We start from the raw sequence: 22,815 nt of genomic DNA on the forward strand, positions 1-22,815 counted from the left end.
CTTCCTATTTTAATACAACTTTTATATCTTCCATACTTTTAAACTCGATAAACTCCTTTAAAAGCCCTACAAGTTCAACAACTTCACTATTTTTCATCCTAATACAACCACTTGATTCATAACTTCCAATAGTTTTCTCACTTAAAGTTCCATGTATTCTAAAGGTATCTTTCCCATCAACTTTATGACTTAAATTTATCTTTGCACTTCCCATATAGTTTAGTTTATCTCCACCTTTTACAACTTTTGGTAAAATTATCCCTTTTTTTCTAAAACTCTCTATAGTATCAGCTGTTGGATACCAAACAGGATTTAGAGTAATTGATGTGATTTCGCCAACTCCTAAAGGCTTTTTAATATCTTTTCTAGCAGTTGAAACTTTATAACTTTTTAAAAGTTTTAATTTATCATCAACTTTTGCATTTACACTTAAAATATTTGTTGATGAATCAACATCAATTATTATCTTATCATAAGAGCCTGTTTCACTTAAAATATTATCAACTTTTTTAAATGTTGATAGTTTTGGAGTATATTTATCTATTATTTTTGTCCCTATTTTTGAGAAATCTTCTACAAATTTATCTTCATCAAAAACTTTTATTTTAGAAAATTTTTCTATAAACTCATCAATTTTAATTAAAGACTCTTTACTCTCTTTTGAAAATAGTTGAGAAACCATAAGTAAAACTAATAACAAAACTCTAAACAATGCTTATATTCCTTATTCTTTTGATTCTAAAATAGATTTATAACATTTTTTACTATCAAATTAGATTAACAATTTCTTAGGTACAATTTAACAAAAATTATAAAAAAATCTGGAAAAACTTATGAAAAATAGCCTTGAAACAACACTTTGCCATCCTACATCTTTTGCCCCTTTTAAAGATGTTACAGGTTCATCACATTTTCCTATTTATAACACTGCAACTTTTGACTTAAAAAAACAAAGTAGTGAAAATGGTGAAAAGATTTATGATTATACAAGGAGTGATAATCCAACAAGAGAAAGCTTAGAAAATCTCTTTGCCTATGCTGAAAATGGAGCTGGTTGTGTATGTACACATACAGGAATTGCTAGTGTAAATCTACTTTTTGAAACAGTTTTAAAAGCAAACTCTACAATTTTAGTAGAAGCTGATTGCTATGGTGGAACAAATAGACTTTTAAAAATCTATAAAGAGAAATATAATATTGAAGTAATAAAAGCAGATTTTCACGATTTTTCAATGCTTGAACATATTTTAAAAACTTCTAGTGTAGATTTAACTCTTTGCGAAAGCCCAACAAATCCAGGATTAAAAATAATTGATTTAGAAAAAGTTGCAAATCTTTGTAAAAAATATAATTCACTTTTTGCAGTTGATAACTCACTTGCTACTTTTATAAGCCAAAAACCTCTTGATTTAGGAGCTGATTTTTCACTATTTTCAACTACAAAATATATAAGTGGGCATGGAAGTGTAATTGCTGGAGCAATTGTTGCAAAAACTAAAGAGAACTCAGATAAACTTCACTACTACTCAAATGCTCATGGACACAATCAAAATCCACTTGATGTTCATCTAATATCTTTAGGAATTCCTAGTTTAAAAATAAGAGCAAAAGCAAGTAGTAAAAACTCTATTAAATTAGCAAAATTTTTACAAAAGCAAGATTTTATTACAAAAGTAACTCATCCTGCTTTAAAATCACACGAAAATAGAAAATTAGCAAAAAAACAGATGAAAATAATTCCTGGAGTTTTTTGTGCTGATTTTAAAACTGTTGAATTAGCAGAAAAATTTATAGAAAATAGCAAAATATTTGGAGAAAAATGCTCTTTTGGAAGTCCTGATAGTAGAGTCGAAATTCCTTCAAAAATCTCTCATGCTAGTTTTTCTAAAGAGGAGCTAAAAGCTATTGGAATAAGTGATAGTACAGTACGATTTGCTATTGGTTTTGAAGACTTTGAAGATTTAAAAAGAGATTTATTACAAGCGATAAAATGATAAGAGATTCTATTTTTAAACCAATAGTTTGTGGAGAGACTCTTCCACAAACTAATATTCACGCTGTCTCAACTTCAATGCCAACTTTACAAGATGTAATAGATTATGAAGAACAAACTCCTGAAATTTTAGAAAAAATAACTGTTGCATACCCCAGATTTGTAATTCACCCTTATTTAAAAGAATTAGCCTCATATTTAAAAGAAAAATATAAAATTCCAGCTGAATATGAACTAATTTTACTAAGTAGTCAAAAAGCTGTAAAAGTAGTAAGTGATAAATATTTTATACATAATGAATTTCCTTTTAATGAACCTTTTGGAGTTATAAAAGTATTAAAAGGTCGGCAATATCAAAAAGTTTTAAAATTTATCCAATATGTTGGATACAATCTTAGTTCAAGACTTGCTGAAGATTATTTATATAAAATTGGTGTTTTAGATAAGCTTCATTGTGAAGAGTTAGAAGAGAGTTCAAAATCAGAAGATATTATCATATCAACTCTTGCAGATGCCTACAATGAAAAAAAAGAGAATATTTGCTTAACTCCATCTGGAATGAATGCAATTTATAGTGTTTTAAAAGCTCTTAAAAGCATTCAAGCAAGAAATGGTAAATCTATCTTAATCCAATTTGGATGGCTATATTTAGATACTACAAATATTGTAAACCACTATTTTGAAGAGAGCAAAGTTTTTTATGATGTTACGAATTTAGAAATTCTAGAGGAGTATTTAAAAAACAATAGAAATAGAACTCTTGCAATTATTACAGAAGTTCCTACAAATCCTCTTGTAAAAACTGCAAATTTGGAGAAATTAAGAGAACTTTGTGATATTTATAATATTGTTTTAGTAATAGACTCAACTTTTGCAACTCCATATAATCTAAACTTAAAACCTTATGCTGATATTTTTGTAGAATCTTTGACAAAATTTGCGTGTGGAAATGCTGATGTTTTAATGGGAGCTATTATTTTAAATAGTAATTTTAAAATATCTCATATAAAAAATGAGTTCTTTAATCATAGTGATAAACCATATATAAAAGATATGCAAAGAATAGCTTTAGAAATTGTAAATTACAAAACAAGAGTAAAAAAGATATCTCAAAATACAAAAAAGCTTATTGAATTTTTACCAACTTTACCATATATAAATAGGGTTTATTCCTGTTTAGACAAAGAGAATTTTGAGACTTATTCTAAACTCACTATTGATGAAAATTCACTTTGTGGAATAGTATCTATTTATATAGAAAAAGATTTTGAAAAAATTTATAATAATCTAAATTTTGCAAAAGGTCCTAGTCTAGGTACTGAATTTACTCTACTTATGCCTTATACTTATCTTGCTCATTATGATTTAATAATAAGCAAAAAAGGTAGAGAATTTTTAGAAAAAATAGAACTCCCTATAAATCTTATAAGAGTTTCAGTAGGAACTGAAAATATAGAAGAGATAAAAAAAGAGTTTTTAAGAGTAAAGGATTTAATTTGATACAAAAAGCAAATAAAAACAATATAAATAATATTGCAAAACTAATAATAAATGCAATAGATGATATAGCAAACACGCTAACTGGTGAAAAAGATGAAAAAAAGGTTATAAATACTTTAGAAAAGTATATAAAAATGGAGATTTGCCGTCTTTCACACAACAATATTTACACATATACAAAAGATGAAAAAATAGTAGGAATTTTAATAGCTTACTCTTCAAATGATGTTGAAACTTTGGATAAACCAATACTAGATGTTCTAAAAAACAAAGGAATTTTTAGAGATAGTTTTGAAAAAGAGTGTTTTTCAAATGAGTTCTATCTTGATACAATAAGTGTTGATGAAAACTTTCAAAGGCAAGGAATTGCCAAAGAGTTTTTTACCTATTTCTTTGATTTAGCAAAACAAAAAGGATTTAAAAAAGCTTCACTTTTGGTTGATTATAAAAAAGAGAAAGCTAGAAGTTTGTATGAAAAAATGGGCTTTTGTATAAATGATACATTAGAAGTATCTGGAACTAACTTTTATCATATGATAAAAGAAGTTTAATTTTTTGGAACTCAAATTAGAGCGAAACTTTGCTTTAGCAAATGTTGAGAAAGGTAGTTCTAAAGCACAAAAACATTAGCCTTAGAAAAGTGAAAATAACGACTATTTATAAATTTACAAACGAATTGTTGTTATTAACTCTTTAGATAGACCTAAAGTCGCAGTTCCAGAAAAGGCTAGTAACAAATTCTTAGTTCCAAAGAAACCAAAAACCTTAATACAAAAACCCAAAAAGCCAAAGTGGAATTTTTCCACTTGAACCAATCTCTATATCATCAGCAACTATAAAGCTATTTTCTATATCTTTGATTTGAGAAAAACTTTTATTTTTTCCACCTATTTCAAAAATAAATCTCTCATCTATTAAAAAATCTCCACTTGTTGGATATAAAACTTCATATTGCTCTTTTAATTGATTTGCAAAAAAAGTCTCTCTTATTGTTCCTATTTCATTTTGATTTGAGTAGGCAAAGTTTAAATTTGTATTTGCTAAATATAGTTTTTGAGGTTTTGTAAAGATATTATCACCTCTTGTTTTTGAATAAATAATATTAAACAAATTCCCACGACCTAAATAATAGATATATTGATAAAGTGTATTTCTATTTATCTCTATTTTTTGTGCAAGTTTTGATAAATTTAACTCATAAGGTTTACTTTGACAAATCAAAGATACAAGTTGTTTTAATTTTATAATAAACTTTGGTTCAATATTGAAAATATGGCTTAAATCAAACTCTATTGTGGTATTTATAACTTCATTTAACCTTATATAAAAATTCTCTTTGGGTGTATCAAAATAAAAAGGATAGTACCCATACTCCAAATACTCTTTGAAATACTCAAAAGGTTTAAAGTTTGAACTCAAATCATAAGCTATTTGCATATGATTTTCTACTAACTCATCAAGAGTATATTTGGGAAATTCTTTATTTAGTTTTAACTCTAGAAACTCTCTAAAACTCAAACCTTGGAATCTATATAAAATAGCTCGTCTACTTAAATCAGCTTTTGAATGTTCAAGTTTTAAAGCACTACTTCCACTAAAAATAACTTTTAAATCTAAATAATCATAAATTAGTTTCAACTCTTTTTCAAAATTATCAAGTTTATGTATCTCATCTATTACCAAAAGTTTTCCACTCTTTTGCGAAAATTCTTGTGCAAGTTCAAAAAGATTTTTACTGCTAATTTCTATATATTCGGCATTTATATATAGTTTCTCATTCAATTTTAAAGAAGATTTTTTAAGATATTGAAGTAAAAATGTAGTTTTTCCGATACCTCTATCTCCTAAAATACCAATTAATTTTTCATCAAAATTTACTTTAGAGAAAAAATATCTTTCATACGGAACATCAAATTTTTGTAAAAGTTGATAAAAAAGTTGTTGAATATTCTCCATACTTATACCTTTTGTTTATTCTAATAAGCAATTTTAACATATTTTGCTTATTTAAACAAGCAATTTTATTATTTTTTTGCTGCTTAGAATAAGCAAATAGTTTAAATCTTATAGCTTTATAGAACTTAAAAGTAATAAAAGTGCCAAAATAAACATAAAAATAGGAGCAACTATCTCTAAAATATTTACAATATTTTTTGATTTTGAAGATAATTTATGTAAACTTACTCCTAAAAATGATGAAGCAAAAATAACTATTGCCATACCTAAGCTTATACTAATACTAGCCATTATTACTGCAAAATAAGTTTTTAGTAAAAAAGCATAAACAAAAAGTAAAACAGTCCCTGGACATGGAACTATTCCAGCAGTTAAAACAAAAATCAAATCTTGTTTTTTACTTCTTTTTTTAACTACAATAGGTTTATTTTGAGATGTTTTTACAAAACTTATATTTTGATTTTGTGGTTTTAAATCAAACTTTGTAGTTTTTAACTCTACACTACAAGAGACACAAGAACAATTTTTTTTCTTTATTTTTCTATATAAAATATATAAAGCTAAAAACATAATTATTATTGCACTAGTAGCTGTAATATATGAAACACTATTTTCTAAAAAATTATTTAACACACTTTGAAGAATAAAAACTGAAAAAATAACTATAAACAAAGCACCTATTATATGTACAAAAGCACTTAATAGTGAGATTATAAAAGCTTCAAAATAAGTACTTTTTTGAGATGAAAAGTACGAAAATGCCAAAGCTTTTCCATGACCAGGTCCTAAAGCATGAATTACTCCATATAAAAAAGATGCCATAAGTAAAAATATTAAAGCAAATTTATCACCATTTTCAATATCTACCAAAGATTTTTTAATATTTTCTATAAATTTATCTAACAAACCTTTTGGCTTTTCATCTACCTTTACAATTGTTGGCTCAATATTCTCTTTTTTCTCTTGCTTTAATTCATCACTTAAATTCTCTTTTTTAATCTCTTGTTTTTGAGATAAATTTATATCATCAAAAGTATATGAAACTTCATTTATTTTTATTGATTTCTTAAATTTATATAGAGTATCAAAAGTCTGATTTTTAGCTTCAAATATTGTAAAGAAATAGCCATCTTTGTCAAAAACAGCAATTCTTAAACTACTTTTATCATAAATTCTTTGATTTAAAGATATATTGTACTCAAACCCTAGAATACCTTTTTTAAAACTCATTTTGTAATCTTTAACTACAAAATTCAATTTTTTCTCTTTTGTATCGTTGTCATAATAGATTTTTGTTATAAAATCTTTAGAAGCTAAATAATCAATTAAAGAATCTTCTATTAACTTTAACTCTTTACTATCAAAAGTTTTATCTAAATTCAAATCATATATTTGTAGAAGCTCATCTGTAAACTCTTTTTCAAATTTCCACTTTATATTTATAGTTTCAATATTCTCATTATTGGCTTTTATATCTGTATAAATATATGTTTTTGGAGTATAAACTGAACATAAAGCGCATCCAAATAGGAAGCTCTTTAAAAAAAGAAAAATTATAAAATATCTAATCATTTGTAACTTTTTGCTATTTCCTCTGCTGTTTTTATCAATTCATTTTCAAAATCTTCACTTAAAGGATCTATTATTACAATATTTGCATTAAGATTTTTTGAGATTGTTTTTGCTGTTGTTTGTGAAAATTGCTGACTTACAAAAAGTACCTTAATATCATGTTTTTTTGCTTCATCTATTAGATTTACTAACTCATTTGGTTTTGGCTCTTTCCCTTGCATCTCAATAGCAATTTGCTCTAAATCATATCGTTTAGCAAAATATCCCCATGATGGATGAAATACCATAAAAGCTCTATTTTTATAAGGTGCTAAAATATTTTGTAATTTTAAATCAAGTTTTGTAAGTTCATCTAAAAACTCTTCATAATTTGCTTTATAAAAATTACTATTTACTTCATCTATTTTAATAATTGCTTCATAAATATTTTTTGCTTGAATTTTTACTAAATTTGGCTCTAACCAAATATGTGGGTCAAGTGCATCTTCATCACCATGAGAATGATTGTGGTGTGAATGGTCATGGTGTTCGTGGTCGTGTTCACCTTCATCATGATGTTCATGAGCTAACATCTCTATTTTTTCAATTCCTAAAGTTGTATCTACAAAAATTGTATTTTTTGCATTTTGCTTAAATTTTTCAATCCAAGCTTTTTCACTAGGATCTCCTATTGTAAAATAAGCCTTTGAATTAAATAGTGCTTTCATAGCAGATGGTTTTGGTTCAAAATTATGTGGAGAGCTTCCTGGAGGCACCATTACATTGATATCAAATTTATCTTTTACAATTTTTTGTACAAAATATTTTTGTGGTAAAATTGTAACTGTAAGTTCTGGTTTTGAAGCAAATAAATTTAACATCAAAAATGTAACTATTAATAATATTTTTTTCATATATTTTCCTTATATGCAACTAAGTTGCAAAAATTTTTAAGAATTTTAATCATATTAAGCTTTAATGCAACTTAGTAGCATTTTTAATAGTTATTTAGATAAACTATTTTCATGGATAATTTAAAACAAACAAATAATTTCTCAAATATAAAACTAACTGTTGCTAGAAAATCTATCTTAGATATTTTAGTAAATTCAAAAAAACCCCTATGTTATGAGGATATAAAAGATAAAATATCTATGGACAAAGCAACTTTTTATAGAAACATAGCAATCTTTGAAGAGGAAAATATTGTAAACTCCTTTGAATCAAATGATAAAAAAAGATATTTTGAGATAAAAGATAAGGAACATATACATTTTATTTGCTCAAACTGTTCAGCAATTGAATGTATCTATGAAAATCCAAATTTTTCCCTAAATGATTATAAAATAGACAATATAATTCTAAAAGGAAAATGTAAGGAGTGTAATAAAAATGAATAATTCCTTTTTTACTAAAAGACATTTTGCACAAATTATAAAATTAAAACAACGATATAACTTTATTAAAAACTTTATCTCTATTGAAACTTTAAGTGGATTTATCCTCTTTGCTGTTACAGTTTTTGCTGTAATTATAGCAAACTCTAGCTATTCTGATTTCTATTTTGATATTTTAAAAAGCCCTATTTCTATAGGTTTTGGAGAAAATAGTTTCTCAATGAGTACTCTTCACTGGATAAATGATGTTTTGATGGCTATATTTTTCTTAGTTGTTGGGCTTGAAATAAAAAGAGATATGTTAATTGGAGAGCTTTCAAGTGTAAAAAAAGCCTCTTTTCCAATAATCGCAGCAATTGGAGGAATGATAATTCCAGCTTTAATTTACCTATTTTTAAATAAAGAGTACCCAATAGGCTTTGGAATTCCAATGGCAACAGATATCGCTTTTGCACTAGGTATTTTATTACTTTTAGGAAATCGTGTAAGTATGTCAATAAAGCTCTTTTTAGTAACTTTAGCTGTTGTTGATGATTTGGGTGCAATTGTTGTTGTTGCAGTATTTTATACAAGTGAGATAAATTATCTATTTTTTATTCATGCTTTTGTTGTTTATTCACTTTTATTACTTTTAAACTATTTTAATGTTAAAAAACTTCTTCCTTATTTAGTTTTAGGACTGTTTTTATGGATTTTTGTTCATAAAATAGGAATTCACTCAACAATTGCAGGAGTTTTATTAGCTTTTACAATTCCACTTAAAGATAAAAAGATAAAAGATATAAAAGTAGAAGAAAACAGTTCACCTTTAGAAAAACTAGAACATGCTCTACACAACTTTAGTGCTTTTTTGATTATGCCACTTTTTGCACTTGCAAATGCTGGAGTTATCATAGATTTTTCAAGTGTTATAGAGCATAAAATGATAGTTTTAGGAGTTGCCTTAGGACTTTTAATAGGAAAACCTATTGGTATTTTTCTATTTACATATATTGCTACAAAACTAAAAATTGCAGCAAAACCAGCAAATGTAACTTGGAGTGAAATAGTTGCAGTTGGTTTCTTAGGTGGAATTGGATTTACGATGTCAATATTTATCTCTAATCTAGCATTTAGTGATGAAAGAATAGTTAGTGCAGTTAAAATTGGAATTTTTGCTAGTTCTATTAGTGCTGCTATTATTGGTATAACTCTTTTAATTTTAAAGAGAAAATAATTTCTCTTTAAACTATTTTAAAACTCCATTTTCATAGAAAATGCAATATTTCTTGGTATTCCTAACTCATAAGAAGCAACCCAATAATCTTTATCTGTAAGATTTGCTACATTTAGATTAAAAGTTGTAGGGTATTTATCTATTTTTGTTTTATATCTTACTCCTGCATCATAAATTGTATAACTATCAATTTTCTGTAAATTTGTACTATCTTTATACATACTTCCAGAATGATATGCTCCACCAGTTAAAGTTAAACCTTGAATCATTGGAATATTATACTCTGCATAAAGTTTTAATAATAAATCAGAAACTCCTGTTGGTCGCTTTCCTTTTAAAGCTGGATTGTCTGTTTTATCAACTTCTATGTCCATCCAAGTTCCACCAGTCATAACAGTTAAATCATCAGTTATTTTTCCAGTTGCTACTAACTCTAATCCTTGATGAATTTGTAAACCATCTTGATTTATTGTTATTTTACCATTAGATGTTCTTTCTTCATAAGAGTTAGCTTTTTCTATTCTAAATAAAGCCGAACTTAAAAGTAAACTCTCAGAAACTGCATATTTAGCTCCTACTTCATATTGTTTACTTATATATGGGTCAAGAATTTTACCTGGGTCATTATATTCAATTGGATCATTAGGAACAATATCTCCTTTAGATAAGCCTTCCATATAAGTAACATAAGTTGTTAAATCTTCGAAAGGTTTAAAAATTAATGAAACTGTTGGAGTAAATTCTGATTTGTCATAACCTTCTCCATCTTTACTTCCATCACTATTATAATTTTTAGTTTCAACTGTTGTATAGTTATAACCAACTAAAGCACTCCAATTTTCAGTGAAAGTTATATCGTCACCAAGAATTATATTTGAATTTGTAGATTTACTTGATTTATATTTTTTCCCATAATCCCAACTTTGACTTAAGACTGTTGGTTTAGCCCAATTCATCATATCATTTGGATTTTTATATGCTGGAGAATTACCTGCACTCTTAGAATTATTTTCATATCTTTTTACATCCAAAATATCTCCTGAAGCTCCAAAAGTTAGTTTATGTTTAATACCTTTTGTATCAAACTCACTATCTAAATAAGCATATGCACCTTATGCAATATTCCAAGATGGTGTACTTTTTGAAACCCAACCATTTACCCAACCTGAATCAGCAAAATATGCAGGATACATATTTATTGATTCTTGTCTATCTTCTTTATACATATAAGCACTTCTAAATGTAAAAATATCATTTATATTCCAAGTTGCATTTAATCCAAATCTATCTGTTTTTGTTTCAAGATATGTCCAATCTGTAGTATATGTTTTATCATTTTTTAAAGGTTTTATCCAATAATTTAATGCTCCATAATTACTATCCTTATAAGCATAAAATCTAGAATCAATACCATCAATTCTATAATAAGTATGTGCTGCTTCTAATTGAAGTTGAAAATCATCTGTTACATTCCAATCTAATGCCCCACTTATTAAACTTCTTTCTACATTTTGATTCTGTTTTCCCGTCTCTCCATTTTGATATGACGCATTTAATCTATATGCAAATTTTCCCTTTTCATCTATTTTATCACCTAAATCAATATGCCCAAACCATTGTTGATTTCCATAATTTCCTAAAGTTAGGTTTATAAGTCTTTGATAAGTTGGTCTTTTAAGTACATAATTTGTTGTTCCACCTATCCCTTCACTTCCTGAAACTCCATACATAAATCCTGTAAGCCCATTTATTATCTCAACTCTTTCAAGTTCTTCCATAGCAATACCAGTTGAAGTAGAAGAAAGCCTTAATCCATCCATAATTCCTACTTGACTATGAAAGCCTCTAAATGCAGCATAAGGTGTTCCATAGACTGAAGTTGGGGCAGAGTTTTGAATAATTGGATTCATTTTATAAACTTGATCCATATCACCTGATATAGAATTCTCAATAAGTTCTTGAGGCATAACTGTCATAGAGTATGGAGTATCTTGTAGTGATTTTTCTCCCCAAGGTCCAACTTGTTTAAGCTCTTTTACAACATAACCATTTTCACTACTTCCACTTTTAGAGTTTTCATTCTCCGAAACTTCTATTGTATCAAGAAGTATTGTCTCTTTTGCCACTACTTGTGTAGTTAAAATCATTGATAAGCAAAGAGATAATGGTATTATCTTTTTTCTAAAAATTCTCATTTCCTTACTTTATTTTTATTGTAATAATCACTATTATTATACAAAGAAATAATGTCTTAAAAATGTCCTAATTAGATTTTTTAAAAATATTGAGAAAAAGAGAGTATTATCTCTCTTTTTTTTCTAAAAGATATTCATATCTTTTATCTGTTAGAAGCTTCATAAATGCTACTAAAGCATCTACTTTTCTATCATTTTGAGCATTTGCTTTTAACTCTTTTAAAGATATTGTATCTTTATGCTCTGGTTCATCCCAAGGCTCTTTTGTTTCAGGATTTAGAACTCTTTCTTTATTATTATATTTATCATAAAACTCTACAACTGTTCGCAAATCTTTAAAAACTCCATTATGCATATAAGGAGAAGTTACAGCTACATTTCTTAAAGTTGGTGTTTTGTATTTTCCTATTTGATTTTTATCTTTTACATTTGTATTTGCTAAAAGCCCTAAATCTTTCTCTTTAACACCATTTTTATCTCTTAACTCCTTATTTACAGGAACTCCAATATTATGAAATTCATAATTCGTAAAAGTTTCACCCTCTTTTCCTTCACCTTTTAAAACATGGCATGTAGCACAGGAATTATTATTATTTGAAAAGAAAATTGACATTCCTAAATCTTCAAGAGGAGTTAAATCATATTCTCCTCTTAAGTATCTATCATATTTTGAATCAAAAGGGGAAAATTCATCTGTCTTTTCAAAACTTGCAATAACTTCTGTCATAGCTTTATAAGCTTTTTCATTATCTTCAAATATATCATTTCCAAACATAGATTTAAAACTATCTACATAAAAACTATTCTCTTTTAATCTATCAACAACAGATTTTTTATCTGGCATTCCCATCTCAATTGGATTTAATGGTGGACCACCAGCTTGTCCTTCCAAAGAAGTCTCTCTTCCATCCCAAAACTGTCCACCTTTATAAAGAGCCTTTTTTTCATCAAAATGGAATTTTGGAGAAAATTTTGCATAAGAAGCTGTTGGGGCTTGTCTATCTCCTAAAGATTTTAAATCATCTCCTAAAGATGCCATTTTATTTATACCATTATCTCTATCATCAACAAAACCAGCTTCTGGATTATGGCAAGTTGCACAACTTTGAGTTCTATTCTTTGATAAATTCACATCAAAAAATAAAGCTTTTCCTAAATCCTCTTTTGAAATACTATTTGCTAGTAAGTTCGATGCTAGAAGTGTGCAAAGAGCTATGTTTTTTAAATTTTTCATAAATTCCTTTCTTTTTTAATAAGTTTATAAATGGTCGTAAATACAAATCTTTTATTGAACTATAATCACTCATTTGATTTTTTCTAAGCCCAAATTTAAGAATTTTTACATCTTTTGAAAGAGCTAAACTTCCAAAAACTCTATCCCAAATAGCAATATATCCTCCATAATTTTTATTAAAATGTTTCTTATCATGATGAATTTGATGCTGTTTTGGAGATAAAAACCACTTTTCTATAAAAGAAAAATAAGCAAATGGAACATGAGAGTGCCTTAAATTTGAACCAAAAATTGAAGTTATGAAAACCAAAATATTTACTCCAAAAACCATATAAATATTTATTTTTGCACCAAATAGATATATAAAAATACCTGTTATAAACCCTACACTAAAAGCATATCTAAGTCCAAATAAGAAATTTTCAACAGGATGAACTCTATAAAATGTAATAGGAGTTAAAACTTTTGCACTATGATGAACTTTATGAAACTCCCAAAGAAATGGAATTGTATGCAAAAATCTATGTAACCAATATCGTGTAAAATCACTAAATACAAAAATAGCAACTGTATAAAGAATTGTTATCTCAAAATATGTAAAATAATTAATTTCTATAAAACCAAAATTCTGATATAAAAATTTATTTGTAAAAAGTGAAACACTCTTTGCACTAAATATAAGAGGAACTATTAAAAAAATATTTACTAAATTTGATAAAAAAAAGTAAATATAATCGAGCTTTGCACTAGGATGTAACCAAAGTTTATGAGAGAGTATTAATTTTGTATTTTTATTTGTAAAATAAAAATACAAAATAGCTAAAAAAAAGCTAGAGAGTATATATAACCAATATACTCTTTTATTTGGATTGGTTAAAAAATCAAGGGCAAGAAGCTCCAATTTTAATCTCCATCTGCATCTAAAATTTCAGGTTTTAATCCTAATTTTTCAATTATTGTAATATAGTATAAATCATGAATTTGTGCTGACAAATCAAAAAGTTTTTTTGCATTTGTAAAATCATCTTGTGGCAAACCTTTTAACTCTTTTTTTGCTTCATCAATTTTTAAAACAACAGCTTCTAAATCACTTACAGCATTCTTATTTTTTGCTAAATTTAGAAGATTTATATAGTTTTGATTAGCAATCATCTCTTTTTGAGCATCTAAAATAGCATCTATTGCAAGAAAAGAGTTTTGACTTAAAAAATACTCTGCTCTACTATTTTTAGCATCATTTTTATATTTTGAAGATAATCCAGCAGGATTTCCAATTCTCCACTCTTTTAATCTATATGAAGAAGCAACTAATGTATTTATCAACTTTGCATTATCTTCTAGTTCATTTGGAACTCCACTTTTTAAATAAGTTTCATAAACCTCTTTAATCTCTTCTAATTTTGAAATAATTGAACTCAAAATCTCTTTTACAATCTCTTTTTTTCTACTATCTAACTCTTTTGAAGAGAAAATAACATACTCTAAGGCATTTACTGTCTTAAATGAGTTTTTAAACAGAGCTTTTTTTACATCAGTTTGACTATCTATTACCCTTTGCATTTGAGAATTTAAATCCTCTTTTAAGTTATTAAAAACATCTATATATCTTGGAGTATCTAAATAATCACTATTTATTTCTCCTGCTAAATAATTAGCTTCAACTCTTTTCCAATCTTGTAAAAACTCTGTAAAATTAGCACTATTTATATTCTCTTGCAACTTTTTTGCACTATTTATTGCACTTTGTGTATCTTTTAATGCTACATTTTTAATAACACTTTGAAAAACTGAACTCTCTGCATTTAAACTTACAATAAAAAACAAAAATATTAAAAATATCTTTTTCACTATAACTCCTCTAAAAATTTAATTAATTTATCCCTATCTTTTTTATCTAAAGATTTATAAGCTTCTTTACTTGCTTTTGCTTCTCCACCATGCCATAAAATAGCCTCTTCAAAAGTTCTTGCTCTTCCATCATGAAGAAGTCTTGGCAATTCATTATTTATTTTTTCATGTAAAGCCAATCCCCAAAGAGGTGCTGTTCTCCACTCTTTCTCATTTGCACTAAACTCAACTCTTCCATCAGCTAAATCTTCTCCCATATCATGAAGCAGAAAATCTGAAAATGGAGATATAGAAAAACCTAATTTTGTCTTAAAATCACTTATATGACACTTTACACAAGCTAGTTTTTCAAAGATAACAAAGCCCTCTTTATACTCTTTTTTATCTTTATTAGTACTATATGTTTTTATATTTTTCAAATAATAACTTATTGCATCTAATCTATTATCAGGTAAATCTATACTATCTTTTGGTTTTGGAGCTTCTAAACACTCTTTTTGAAAACTTGTACATTTTTCATTTGGCTCAATAGTTGTTGTAAGCCCTATATCATTTGAAGCAGCAAATGCCACTTGCTCTTTTAATTTTGCAACACTCGCTTTATGAGTATATCGACCTAGTTCATACTTTTTTGAAATAGGAGAATAGACAAAATTTGCTTTACCTCGTATTCCATCTCTATTTTTATCTTCTAAGTCCTCATTTTTTAATATCTCTTCATCTAAAATCAAAGATATCAATCCAACACCATTTAAACTTTGTGCGATTCTATATGAAATATTTGTATCATCTCGGACCTCTCCATAGTTTAAATTTTCTAAACTATATTTTGGTTTTTGTAAAACTACTTTTGTTCCATCATCTAAAACTTCTATCTTCTCTTCAAAATCTAGTTTTATATTCCCTTCAAATGGTACTCCAAAAATTCCATTTATTGCTAATTGTTCTCCATAAACTGGGTGTGGTATAAAACCCTTCTTAAAAAAAATCTCTCTATTTTCATCTGTTTTATCATTTTTGACTGATAATCGTGCAAGTAAAGCCCTTGAATTTGTTAAATCTTTATTAAAAAGTTTACCTCTACCATTATTTGGATGACAAGAGATACAACTATTTGCATTAAAAAGTGGTCCTAAACCATCTCGTGCCGTTGTAACACTAGGAGCTTTTACCCAAGGAATATTAAAAAAGCTTCTTCCTAGCATAAATATATCTTTCTCTTCATCATTTAAGCCATCAATTTGTTTTAAAAGTAGTTTAGAATCTTTATTATTAGAAATATATTTTTTTTCTATATTTGAAGCAAAAAGCCCTATGCAAGAAATTGCAAATAGGGCTTTTAGTAGTATTAATTTTTTAAACATTTATATCTATTATAGTTTTGTCTCTTCAGGGTCTGTAACATCATCTGTTGTTAGTTTGATATTGTTTGCTTTCGCAACAGTTATCATCTCATCTCCTAATTTTCTCAACTCATTTTTTAATTTTACTAAAACTTTTGATTGAGAGTGTTCTGGTCTAATTTGATAATCAAAATGTACTTCAGTTTTCGCAATTTTATCAACACTTTCAATTTTTTCTTCAATATCACTCATAAGTTTTAAAATTCTATCTTTATCATCTTTATTTAAAGAGTCAAGTAAAGATTCACCATATTTTTTACCATTATAAGTAGAAGTTAAAATATTTTTAAAACCTTCATAATTTTTTGCTAAATCTCTATGAGTATTATCTGAGAAACAAGAGTGTTCATCTTCTTCACTTGGAGTTAAAACTGCAACTGCAATTCTTTCATTTGCTAATTCAGATTTTATAAATACTCCCATTCCAGCAATAATTTGTTGCATAGCCTCTTTTTTTGCAATATTTCTATCTTTATTTTTACCTTTAATTTTTCCTAAAAGAGCCGCTCTATAAAGCCCAGCATTTCCATTGATATCTTTTGCCCAAGCACTACTTACAACATTTAAATCTTCAACCAATTTTTCTGTAACAACTTTTAAATATTGTAATCTTCTATCTTTATTAGCATCAGTTGTAAAATCACTTAATGGTCTTAAACCAGCTACCATAGCACCATTTGTAATCTTATCTTCTAAGAAATTATTATAATCTTGATCTTGTCCCCAAAGTAAAAACTCAATAGCATGGTATCCTGTACTTACATTAGCTTCTCCACCATTTTCATTAAGTTCTGTTAAAGCTTCTACTGTAATTTTTGTAACATCAACCTCTTTTGCATCTTCTCCACCTGGATTAAACTTTCCAACAGTATCAATAATATTTCCCGAAGTTCTTTTTCCTTCTGCATCAATAGTATAATCTATCATATTTTCATCAAGAGGCCAAGCATTAATTTGTCCCTCTAAAGCACCATAAGCTTTCTCTATCCACCCATCTTCTGCATCAATTGGACCATTTGAAAGTCTAAAAATCTCTGTTGAACCATAAGACTCTCTTGCTTGTAACCAAGCTTTTTTAGCCTCATCAAGACCTGCTTGTGTAGGGTTTGCTACAAATTTATTAATAGTTTCTTGAAGAAGTTTTGCATCATTTAAGGCTTGTGTATAGTTGTCAAGTGCAATATTTGCATAACTTTCAAGGAAAGATAAATTTTTTGTAACTGCTATTTGTTCGCTATTATTAGCTTTTTGAGAAGCTGTTACATTTAAAGCTAAAGCCGTAGTTATTGAAAGGCTTATTAATATTCTTTTTCCAAATTTCATAAATTTTCCTTTTAGTTTTAATTTTGAAATTAAAGCAAAATATAACTTTAATTTCACTTAGCATTGATAATAATTATCAAGATTTTTCATAAGAAATTTTTAAGATTCTTAATAATCTCTTTTCCATTATCACTATCTTTTTCTTTCCCTAAAGCTTTATTTAATTTCTCACCTAATTTATCTATATTTTTTTCCAATTTTTTTTCTAAAATATCTTTTACATCAAATGAAAGAGTTGGATTATACAAATCATTTTCTAAAACAACAGAAAATTTATTATCTTTAATTTGTGTATCAACTTTAGCAAATATAGTATTTTTTTCTAAATCTATTTTAGAATTATTTATCTCAATTTTACTTTTTGGACTCTGCATTAAAAGATTTGAGATTAAAATTTTATCTTCAATTTTTGTATTTAATTTTGAAGTTTCATAAATCTCTTTTGTTAAATCCACTTTAGCAAAACTATTTACAAGTTTTGTAAAATCATTCTCCAAAAAATGTCCATTTACAAAATCCCCTACTAAATCCCCTTTTTTTACTAAAAGATTGTAATTTAATTTTAAATTTACTTTCGAATCAAAATTCTCTTTTTGGTTCATTAAATATAATAACTTTTTCATACTTGCATCTTTTAAATTTACATCTAATATATTATCATTTAAAACAAAATCAAAATTTCCATTTGCAAGAGTTGATTTTCCATCTACAAAGATTTTATTTTTTATAATTTTTAAATCTCCAATTAATTTGATATCCCCTCTTAAAGCAATTTTTGTAAAATCTTTAAATTTTGATAAATCATTTGCAATAAACTGATATTTACCTATTAAATTTGAAGTTTTAAAACCAAAAACTAAATCATCTATATCAAAATTAGCAATATTTGATTGAGTAGTTATTTTTGAAATTGCACTATCTTTTTCAAATTTTGTATCAATTTTACTATTTAAAATAATATTTTCTTTAAGATTTTGATTATAAACTGCATTTATAACCTCATTTATTAGCTTAACATTTTTTAAATTTACAATACTATTTCCATTTAGCTCTTTTAAATTTTTTATCTTTCCAAATGCTTCTAAATCTCCAATAGCATAAACTGGTTCATCTAAAAGTTTTAATAATTTTTCAATTTTTGCACTTTCAATTCTAAACTCTAATTCGTTCAAAGAGCTATCTTTTATCTCAATTTTATAGTTTGTTTTACTCTCTATAATATTTGAAGCTCCTTCTATATTAATATTTTTATTAGTTGATTTTAAAACTCCTTGGCTTTCAAACTCTCCTTTAAGCTTTTTACCTATAAAACTTTCAATTTTCTCAAGATCTTTTACAAAAAGATTAAACTTTCCAAAATAATCATAATTTGTTAAATCAAACTCAAACTTATCAAAAACTAAATTTAATAAAGAGCTTTTTAAATCAATATTAAGAACTGCTTTATTCTCTAAAAAAGTGCTATTAACTGAAGTATCAAAATTTATTTTTGAAGATAGTGTTTGATTAAACTCTTTATTTATTACCTCATTATTAAAAAACCCTTTCTCTATATTTGCTTTTAAATCTCCACTTATATTTTGTGATTTGAAATCCTTAATATTTGCTTCTATATTTAAAATTCCTTTAGAGTATATTGGCTTATTTAATAAATTTAAAAACTCTTCAACTTTTAAATTTTTAGCATTTAACAAAATAGTATCTATTTTAAAATCATTTAAAGTTATATTATAATTTGTCTCTCCACTTGCAAAATTAGAAACTCCATTTATTACAGAATTTTTTTCATCTCCTACAAAAGTTCCATTTGTAAAAAAAGCACCTTTTAATTCAAAATTTATTAAATTTTTTAAGTTTTCAAGTTCATTAATTTTGATATCATATTTTAAATCAACTCTTTTTTTTAAAAGCTCAAAATCACCATTTACATTTATATAGGAGTTATCATCTATATTTGCATTAAAATCTAATGTTTTAAATGTAAGTTTTAGTTTTTCAACTTTTAGTTTCACTCTATCTTGTTCACTATTTACTCTATTTTCAATATATGATGCAATTATTGAATTTCCATAATTTGTAAATAAAACTCCAAAGAGTAAAGATATAATTAGTAAAATTAAGATCAAAAATATAATAAAAAACTTTTTCATAAAACCCCTTTTCTTAAATAATTATGAAAATTATAACAAATAAAAAATAACAGTTTTATATTTTTAGCTAATTTTTAGCAAGATTTTTTTATAATCACAGCCGTCAAAGTACTTAGTAGGGATACGCAAGCCGAATTTACTTTGAAAAAATTTATAAAAGGAAAAGAAATGAAAAAAATCGTTCTTTTAATGCTAGCTATTGCTGGTTTTGCATTTGCTGCTGATGAAGCAGTTGTTAATGAAACTTTAAAAGCTTACTCTGTAGTAGCTGCTGGTATCGGATTAGGTCTAGCTGCTCTTGGTGGTGCTATTGGTATGGGTAATACTGCAGCTGCAACTATTGCTGGAACTGCAAGAAACCCAGGATTAGGTGGAAAATTAATGACAACTATGTTCATTGCATTAGCGATGATCGAAGCACAAGTTATTTATGCACTTGTTGTTGCTATGATTGCATTATATGCAAACCCATTCCTATAATAGTTAAATCACAAACAGATTTGATAAAACTATAAAGGTCGAGAAGTTTTCTTCTTGACCTTTTTTCTTCTTAATTTTTGCGGCTGTGGTGGAACGGTAGACACGCTATCTTGAGGTGACTTTTAGGTTGTGGTGTTGAGTTATGATATTGCGGATATGGTGGAATGGTAGACACGTGGGCTTGAGGTGCTCATGAGAAAACTCGTGCTGGTTCAAATCCAGTTATCCGCACCATTTTATTGGAACATCTAACTTAATCAATAAATTTTTAATGTAATTGCTACCTGTGATTTTATAATATAACTTTTATAATTTTCAAAATCTTAATTTAATTTTTTATTGTCAAAATGTATCAATCTTGTTAGCTTTATTGCACACCTTATTACACATATTTTTATTAATTTTATAATTTCAAATACCCAAAATTTTAAGTTTTTTTTAATATTACAATTACTAAAAAGATTTGCTTTTATATTAAAATATCTTAGTATTTAAACTATTTACTAATACAAAAGCCCATAATATAGAATAAATTTTAAATTAAATATAGATAGATTATTACTATTAGTATTATCGATAAAATCTAAAATGAAAAAATTTATTTTAAACTTAAATATTAAAGGGATTTAAATATTCAAATAAAAGATTATACAAAGATTCTCTTTCTCTTTTTTCAAACTTATTCATCAAATTATAACACTCAAGAATCAAATTTTCATCTATTACTATTTTCAATTCTTTTAAAATAATAAATTTAATATATGGTTCTAGATTATTAAAAAATTCTTTATTTTCATAATAATCATGTAAATACTTCTCTTCTTCTTTATTAAAATTTTTCCTTCCATCAGTAAGATTATGTGTATATTCTATTAATGCAAATTTTGAAAGTTCTTTTGGATTATTTTTTAAATTCTTAAATGAAAAATTTTTCCAACCAAAAAAATTAAATATTTCATTTCTATTTGCATAATTCAGATAAATTTCTATTTTATTAGATAATTTTTCACCATATAAATTATAAATATTTTTCTTCATTTCATTAGAAAAAGATTCATCATTTTGCTTTAATTTTTCTATTAATGCATCATTTATATGAATAACTTCTAAATTTTCAAAATCCCATATACTTTCAAGTTTATCAGATTTTGTAAGTATATTTTTTTCTTGATATGAATACATATTATAATTTCTAAAAAAATCATTGTTCTTATTATCACCCGAAAGAAAATTTATTATTGTTTTAAGTCTTTCTTTTATGTCCGTATCATTAATTAATTCAATTTTAGTGAGAATTAAATCTTTTTCTCTGAAATTAAATTCTTGAATAATAATAATCAAATATTTTTCTTTTAAATATTTATTAGTTACAGAATTAATTTTGTTAACAAGACCTTCAATACCAACATTTCTAATATTATGTATACTTATAAAATGACTTATTGTATTTGCAAATTTTTCATCAATATTTTCATCATTTTTAAGTAAATTATCAAATAATTTAATAAGAAATTTTTCTTTAAAACTATTCCTTATTTCAAATCCTATTTTTATGAATGCTTTAAAAAAATATTTTTCTTGTTTATATGTATGAATTAATTTTTGAATAAAATTAAATATAAATTTATTTTTAGAATTAAAAATTAATATTTGATAAATATTAATTAGCAAATTCTCATCATTTTCTGATTTAATTAACTCTTCAAATTTATCTAAAAAAGCATCTCTATATATGCTATAAACAATCTCACCAAAAATCTTTGAAAAAGATTGAATTAAACTTTTTTCATCATGATTTTTTAAGATTAAACAATATTTATCTATAATTTCGGATTTTAAATCATTATTAATCTCTACATCATCAATTAATATCAATAATACAAGCTGTAAAAGTCTGTAAAATTCAGAGAAACAATCTTTAACATTCAAGATATCAGTAATGAAATTTGTTGCTTTTACTCTACCTGAAATTCCTTTATTTGATATTTTAATATTTGCAATAGCAAGTCTTAATACTTCACTCCATCTAGCATCAAAAACATAATTTTCTAGAGAAATCAAATTTAAATCCCACTTTGATTTTAATTCCAATGCAGCCAAATATTCCTCAAATGTCAAATGAACAAATCCATATAAATCACCTTCAATATCTTTTCTATAAAAAAATCCTGTATATTTTTCTAAAAATTCTTTAAATTCAACAAATTCCTTTTTTGCTAAAAGTAAATCTACTCCATTAACCTCTTGATAAAGTTTTATAAATTCTTCTTTAAACACATGTTCTTCAATCAATCCTTTATTACTTCTTGAATGAATTTCAAATGCGATATGAGGTAATATTTCAAGTATTGTTCCCTTATCTTTAAACTTACTATTTTCTTGAAATCTAACCCTAACCCAATTATCAAGAAATGTTTCTGTTGCTATGTCATACAATTCAACTCTTTTATTTGGTAATTTCTTTGATTGAAAAAATATCATTGCAATTATTGTCATTAATAATGGATTTTTGGCAAATTTTATAACTGAATTATTTCTAGAAATTGATAAAAACAATTCCTCTGCTAAT

General features: G+C 26.0%; 18 protein-coding genes, 1 tRNA gene and 1 pseudogene. 7 read left to right on the forward strand and 13 right to left on the reverse strand.

Translation table 11 applies throughout. From position 1 onward, the window contains the following. Positions 1–4: 4 nt before the first annotated feature. On the reverse strand, positions 5–712 hold the full coding sequence (locus AFAEC_RS08690; protein WP_225442370.1) for a L,D-transpeptidase: 708 nt from the start codon (positions 710–712) through the stop codon (positions 5–7). Positions 713–833: 121 nt separating this feature from the next. On the opposite strand from AFAEC_RS08690, the gene AFAEC_RS08695 reads away from it, so the two are divergent. Genes AFAEC_RS08695 through AFAEC_RS08705 form a run of 3 tightly spaced genes read left to right on the forward strand, consistent with a single transcriptional unit; the run spans position 834 to position 4,044 of the window. Beyond that, positions 834–1,994, forward strand: coding sequence for a PLP-dependent transferase (locus AFAEC_RS08695; protein ID WP_026806254.1), 1,161 nt, complete (start codon positions 834–836; stop codon positions 1,992–1,994). Continuing rightward, the gene (locus AFAEC_RS08700) at positions 1,991–3,493 is read left to right on the forward strand and encodes an aminotransferase class I/II-fold pyridoxal phosphate-dependent enzyme (RefSeq protein ID WP_026806255.1); all 1,503 of its coding nucleotides are present in this window, start codon (positions 1,991–1,993) and stop codon (positions 3,491–3,493) included. Before AFAEC_RS08695 ends, AFAEC_RS08700 begins: the two co-directional genes overlap by 4 nt. Beyond that, entirely contained in the window at positions 3,490–4,044 is a 555-nt protein-coding gene (locus tag AFAEC_RS08705) for a GNAT family N-acetyltransferase (protein WP_026806256.1), read from the forward strand. The genes AFAEC_RS08700 and AFAEC_RS08705 overlap by 4 nt, the downstream gene beginning before the upstream one ends. Positions 4,045–4,258: 214 nt before the next feature. On the opposite strand, the gene AFAEC_RS08710 is transcribed toward AFAEC_RS08705, so the two are convergent. The 3 genes from AFAEC_RS08710 to AFAEC_RS08720 all read right to left on the reverse strand — a co-directional run bounded on the left by AFAEC_RS08710 (position 4,259) and on the right by AFAEC_RS08720 (position 7,914). Then, entirely contained in the window at positions 4,259–5,449 is a 1,191-nt protein-coding gene (locus AFAEC_RS08710) for an ATP-binding protein (RefSeq protein ID WP_026806257.1), read from the reverse strand. A gap of 108 nt (positions 5,450–5,557) precedes the next feature. Then, positions 5,558–7,021, reverse strand: coding sequence for a HoxN/HupN/NixA family nickel/cobalt transporter (locus AFAEC_RS08715; protein WP_026806258.1), 1,464 nt, complete (start codon positions 7,019–7,021; stop codon positions 5,558–5,560). Further along, positions 7,018–7,914, reverse strand: a complete 897-nt coding sequence (locus tag AFAEC_RS08720) for a metal ABC transporter solute-binding protein, Zn/Mn family (RefSeq protein WP_026806259.1) — start codon at positions 7,912–7,914, stop codon at positions 7,018–7,020. Before AFAEC_RS08720 ends, AFAEC_RS08715 begins: the two co-directional genes overlap by 4 nt. Positions 7,915–8,025: 111 nt before the next feature. Between AFAEC_RS08720 and AFAEC_RS08725 the strand changes: the two genes are divergently transcribed. After that, entirely contained in the window at positions 8,026–8,400 is a 375-nt protein-coding gene (locus AFAEC_RS08725) for a Fur family transcriptional regulator (protein WP_026806260.1), read from the forward strand. Continuing rightward, positions 8,393–9,613, forward strand: a complete 1,221-nt coding sequence (gene nhaA, locus AFAEC_RS08730) for a Na+/H+ antiporter NhaA (protein WP_051487600.1) — start codon at positions 8,393–8,395, stop codon at positions 9,611–9,613. The genes AFAEC_RS08725 and nhaA overlap by 8 nt, the downstream gene beginning before the upstream one ends. A gap of 17 nt (positions 9,614–9,630) precedes the next feature. Here the strand turns inward: nhaA and AFAEC_RS08735 are convergent. From AFAEC_RS08735 to AFAEC_RS08770, 8 genes and pseudogenes are all read right to left on the reverse strand, one after another. Next, a pseudogene (locus AFAEC_RS08735) lies at positions 9,631–10,701 on the reverse strand (TonB-dependent receptor); the annotation flags it as partial. Between the two features lie 24 nt (positions 10,702–10,725). Continuing rightward, complete coding sequence (locus AFAEC_RS08740; protein ID WP_051487604.1) at positions 10,726–11,808, reverse strand: TonB-dependent siderophore receptor; 1,083 nt, start codon at positions 11,806–11,808, stop codon at positions 10,726–10,728. Between the two features lie 106 nt (positions 11,809–11,914). Beyond that, positions 11,915–13,042: a cytochrome-c peroxidase gene (locus AFAEC_RS08745; RefSeq protein WP_026806262.1), complete on the reverse strand. Its 1,128-nt coding sequence runs from the start codon at positions 13,040–13,042 to the stop codon at positions 11,915–11,917. Beyond that, positions 12,981–13,943 carry a sterol desaturase family protein gene (locus AFAEC_RS08750; protein WP_051487607.1) on the reverse strand — a complete coding sequence of 321 codons (963 nt, stop codon included), beginning with the start codon at positions 13,941–13,943 and terminating at the stop codon, positions 12,981–12,983. The genes AFAEC_RS08745 and AFAEC_RS08750 overlap by 62 nt, the downstream gene beginning before the upstream one ends. A 2-nt stretch (positions 13,944–13,945) precedes the next feature. Continuing rightward, entirely contained in the window at positions 13,946–14,890 is a 945-nt protein-coding gene (locus AFAEC_RS08755; RefSeq protein ID WP_225442371.1) for an imelysin family protein, read from the reverse strand. After that, positions 14,890–16,254 carry a di-heme oxidoredictase family protein gene (locus AFAEC_RS08760; RefSeq protein ID WP_026806264.1) on the reverse strand — a complete coding sequence of 455 codons (1,365 nt, stop codon included), beginning with the start codon at positions 16,252–16,254 and terminating at the stop codon, positions 14,890–14,892. The genes AFAEC_RS08755 and AFAEC_RS08760 overlap by 1 nt, the downstream gene beginning before the upstream one ends. A 9-nt stretch (positions 16,255–16,263) precedes the next feature. Continuing rightward, complete coding sequence (locus AFAEC_RS08765) at positions 16,264–17,616, reverse strand: imelysin family protein (RefSeq protein WP_026806265.1); 1,353 nt, start codon at positions 17,614–17,616, stop codon at positions 16,264–16,266. An 86-nt stretch (positions 17,617–17,702) separates the two neighbouring features. After that, positions 17,703–19,766: a hypothetical protein gene (locus AFAEC_RS08770; protein ID WP_026806266.1), complete on the reverse strand. Its 2,064-nt coding sequence runs from the start codon at positions 19,764–19,766 to the stop codon at positions 17,703–17,705. A 168-nt stretch (positions 19,767–19,934) separates the two neighbouring features. On the opposite strand from AFAEC_RS08770, the gene AFAEC_RS08775 reads away from it, so the two are divergent. Together AFAEC_RS08775 and AFAEC_RS08780 are read left to right on the forward strand one after the other, a co-directional pair. Continuing rightward, a complete protein-coding gene (locus tag AFAEC_RS08775) occupies positions 19,935–20,246 on the forward strand; it encodes a F0F1 ATP synthase subunit C (RefSeq protein ID WP_026806267.1) in 312 nt (103 codons plus the stop codon). Between the two features lie 150 nt (positions 20,247–20,396). Next, a tRNA-Leu gene (locus AFAEC_RS08780) sits at positions 20,397–20,480 on the forward strand. 375 nt (positions 20,481–20,855) lie between these two features. Here the strand turns inward: AFAEC_RS08780 and AFAEC_RS08785 are convergent. Continuing rightward, positions 20,856–22,802, reverse strand: coding sequence for an NACHT domain-containing protein (locus AFAEC_RS08785; protein WP_026806268.1), 1,947 nt, complete (start codon positions 22,800–22,802; stop codon positions 20,856–20,858). Between the last annotated feature and the right edge of the window lie 13 nt (positions 22,803–22,815).

It is taken from the genome of Aliarcobacter faecis (genome assembly GCF_013201705.1).
Lineage (GTDB): Bacteria > Campylobacterota > Campylobacteria > Campylobacterales > Arcobacteraceae > Aliarcobacter > Aliarcobacter faecis.